General features: G+C 61.5%; 1 protein-coding gene. It reads left to right on the plus strand.

What is annotated here, in order from left to right:
• Positions 1-512 precede the first annotated feature (512 nt).
• Positions 513-2,809 (plus strand): hypothetical protein (locus ACFUOZ_RS21290; protein WP_377552011.1); only part of this gene is annotated, 2,297 nt, incomplete at its 3' end.

The raw sequence follows: 2,809 nt of genomic DNA on the forward strand, positions 1-2,809 counted from the left end.
CCTCCCCGGGATATCGGCAGGTTGAAGCACCAGGCAAAGGACCGGGCACCACGAGTACCCACGCATCCAGGTACCGGGTCCCCGGCCCTTTGCCCCGACATGGAAGACGGAGCCCATCGCTGGGAGTGGGCTCCCCCTTCCAACCATCCCTGCCCCGCTCCCTCAAACCACCACCACGACCAAAGACACAGCCCAGGCACGGAGGGCTGTGTCCCACCCATCCGCCCAAAAATTCCAGACACACCACCAGGAGGAGACCCAAACAGGAACCCGTCGAAGGAGCAACAATCAGCCTTCCCGAGAAGCCACGCCCCCAGGGCCGGGTGTGTTCTGGCTCCCAGCATCGGCAGACCTGACCCGGCCGAGCTGGAAGATCGGTGCGGCTCCCGCAGCTGGGGTTCGTCACGGAAATGGGGTTTGGTCGTATTCGTCGTGGTGCCGGGAGTGTGCGGGTGCCTTGTTCTGCGGTGCGTCTTTCGCTACCGCCCCTCCTTGTGTGGAAGGTGTGTTTGATGGTTTTGGGTTTGTGGTCCAGTGCAGCCGGTGTTGGTGCCGGCCGGGTGCTGGCAGGGCGTGACGGTTCGGGTGTGCTGGCCCGGATCCTGGGCGTGATGCTGGCTGTTGCGGTGACGTTGACATTGTTCGTTGTCGTGGATGTCGCGGCCGGGCCGGCCGCGAACGCTAAACCGCCGGTAGTGGTCCCGACGACCCCACCAAGGGTCACCGACCCGGACAACGTCCGCAGGATCGGATTCCCGGCCCTGCCGGGCCAGTCCCCGGGTGATATGCCGCAGTTCGACGCGGTGGAGGTCTACCCCGGGATCTGGATCGCCAACCACAACGACCCCGGCGGGCGGTGGAGGACTTTCCCTAAGTGGGACTCCTTTGATGATGTGGGGGTGTGGCAGCGTAATGTTGATCTGATCACCGCTGACCTGGACCGGTTATGGTCCACCGGGTCGGGTAAGACCATCATGAAAGTCGCCGGAACTCTGAAGCCCACCCCCGGAGGGGAGAGAAACCTGTGGATTGATCACAGCGGCCGGGGCCTGCCTAAGGGAACAGCGAACCCGGACATCGGGGTAGTCATCTTCCCCACCCCTGGCGAAGGCGCTGCAGCAACTCCCCTCAGCAGAAGCACCACGGGGACCGCCTCTTACGTCCGCCACGACCCGGCCGCAGTCAGCTCTATCCGTGACCCCAACTCCGGTGCTGTGATCGGGAAAGACCCGGTGGCGAACCTGGGCCACGAGCTCACCCACACCGCCGATAACAAGGCTTACACCAACCCGCGCGACGGCGCCGGCGAGCATTTGAAGATCGAAACCCCCTACAACGTCTTCCGGGGTGGCACACCGGAGGCCCCTGCCGGCCTGCCCAAACCGTACAAAAAGCCCTTGGCTGCCGCTGAGATCCTGACAGTAGGCGGAGAGTCCGAAATGACAGCGCTGGTGAAGTACTTAAAAGCCCACCCGGAGTTATCACCGGTCCCGCTCGAGGAACTGTCCATCACTTCCCATGCCTGGCGGAACCAGGCGGCGAAGAATGCATTGGTGGGTGAAGCTCGGCACATCTCCCCCGAGGAGTTACACAGAATCAACCTGCTGACTGAATTCGCCCAGGTGAATCCGACGGAGGCGAAGATCGGGGCGGCCCTGGAAACAGGTATCCGTCCAAGCTACTTGGGCGCCACATACCGCGGCCCTGATGGAAAAAGCAGCCCCCGGCCGCGTTTTACCCGTGATGTGGCCGCGGGTGTGTTGACGGCGGAGGATCTGGCGAACCCGTACCAGTCTTCGAAGCTGCGCCCAGTAGCGCCGGTCACGGTGCCTGTGTGTGGTGCTGAGGGCGGGGACGGGGCGAATGAGTCCTGCGAGCCTGATGTTGCTGAGTCGGAGCCGATGAGTGAGGAGGAGGTGAAGACGTTTGAGGAGGACGTGAAGACCCGTGTCGAGTTGGAGAAGAGCAATACTTCGGAGAGCGTGTTTTTTGAGTCGTTGTCGGTGGAGGATTTGCAGGTTCTTGCCGGGATGGGTGTGACGGGTTCACCGGAGATGGTGCGGGATGCTGTGCGGTTTGCTCCTGAGGTTCGGGGGGGCGGTGGTAAGGGTCCGCTCGTTGAGGGTCCGGGTGGTGTGGGGACTCCTGAGTTCAATGAGGTGTTGCGTTCGAAGGGTTTTGCTGAGTTGAATTCCCGGGGTGAGGGCCCGCATGTGGGTGGCTCTCCGCATGTTCCGGTGAATGAGATCCTTGCGATGTACATGATTTTTACAAGCTTCAGTGAGGATTCAACGGTGTTGAATCAGGCTGCTGCGTTGTTGGCCACGGTTCCTGTGGTGGGCCAGATTTTCTGGTTCGCGTCCGCTGTTGAGGGCGGGGACGGGACGAACATTATTGCCTCGGGGTTGGCGTTGGCCAGTGCCGGGATCGAGGCCGGGATTGGGTTGGCGTCTTTGTTCGGTGTTGAAGCCGGCGCGATCATGGCCGGTCTTGCATCTTTGGCGGCAGCGTTGGGTATCGTGTCGTTGGTTATTGTTGGTGTTTCGACGTTCGTTACCCTGGTCAAGACCAAGGGGTGGGGATGGATCTCTGAGCACTCCAGCCCGCTGACGTGGTTCATTTCCTTGTTTATCGACAAATCCGGCCCTGTCGAGGCCGGTCCTGCGGACGTGCCGAAGCTTGAAACAACCTATGACGACCCTCACGGTGAGTGGGGTGGGGTACAGAACGGTCATGATAAGTGGACCACTGAGTACGTGAAGGCCCGGATGACGAACGCGTATCTTTTGTGGGCTGATGAGTACTCGAA

Source organism: Paenarthrobacter sp. NPDC057355, from assembly GCF_042667405.1.
Lineage (GTDB): Bacteria > Actinomycetota > Actinomycetes > Actinomycetales > Micrococcaceae > Arthrobacter.